Source organism: Methylobacterium sp. WL18, from assembly GCF_008040015.1.
In the GTDB taxonomy this organism is placed as follows: domain Bacteria; phylum Pseudomonadota; class Alphaproteobacteria; order Rhizobiales; family Beijerinckiaceae; genus Methylobacterium; species Methylobacterium mesophilicum.
Genome location: NZ_VRVD01001072.1, coordinates 1 through 937 on the forward strand (window position 1 = coordinate 1; position 937 = coordinate 937).

Sequence of the window (937 nt, forward strand, 5' to 3'; positions counted from 1 at the left end):
TGGCGGCCGTGGCCGAGGGCGCCTCCTTCCATCGAGCGGCGGCCCGGTTCGGTGTAAGCGTGTCGAGTGCCAGCCGCTGGTCGGAGCGGTTCGCGCAGGAAGGCCACGTCGCGCCCAAGCCGACGCGCGGCGACGATCGTCTTCCGGCCATCGAGGGGCAGGCCGATCGGATCCTCTCCACCTACGAAGCCTGGCCCGAGATCTTCCTGCGCGAGTTGCGCGACGCCCTGGCCGCGCAGGGCCTGCAGACCAGCACGAGCGGCCTGTCGCGCTTCTTCGCCCGCCACGGCATCACCCGCAAAAAGGGGCTCTCTATGCGGCTGAGCAGGAGCGGGCCGACGTAAGGGAGGCCCGCCAAGCCTGGTTCGAGGCCCTGCCCGACCTCGACCCGGACACGCTGGTCTTCCTCGACGAGACCGCGGCCGCCACCAACATGGCCCGCCGTTACGGACGCGCCCCGTGCGGTGAGCGGTGCCGGCTCCTCGTGCCGCAGGGCCACTACAAAACTACCACCGTCACAGCCGCCCTGCGCAGCACCGGCCTGTGCGCGCTCAGTCTCGTCGATGGCGCCACCAACGGCGCCCGCTTCCGCAGCTACGTCGCCGACAGCCTCGTCCCGGTGCTGCGACCCGGGGACACCGTCATCCTCGACAACCTGCAAGCTCACAAGGTCGCCGGCGTGCGCGAAGCTATCGAGGCGGTGGGGGCGCGGGTCCTATACCTTCCGCCCTACAGTCCCGAGTTCAATCCGATCGAGCAGATCTTCGCCAAGCTCAAGCACCTGCTGCGAACCGCAACCGCCCGCACCGTGCCCGACCTCTGGGCTGCTATCCGCGAGGCCTTCACCCGCTTCACCCCAGACGAATGCCGCAACTGCATCACCGCCGCCGGATACGAGGACGACTTGGCCGTCGCTACATAAGTGGGAACAGCTCTA

Annotated in this window: 1 protein-coding gene; it reads left to right on the forward strand. The window is 68.9% G+C overall.

Going from position 1 to position 937, the window contains the following annotated elements:
• Positions 1-922, forward strand: a protein-coding gene (locus FV228_RS30960; RefSeq protein ID WP_147857887.1) for an IS630 family transposase whose coding sequence is annotated in 2 segments (ribosomal slippage) — positions 1-312 and positions 312-922 — 923 coding nt annotated over the 2 segments. Because the reading frame shifts where the segments join, the coding sequence is not laid out codon by codon here. This gene is flagged as partial in the annotation.
• Positions 923-937: the final 15 nt, after the last annotated feature.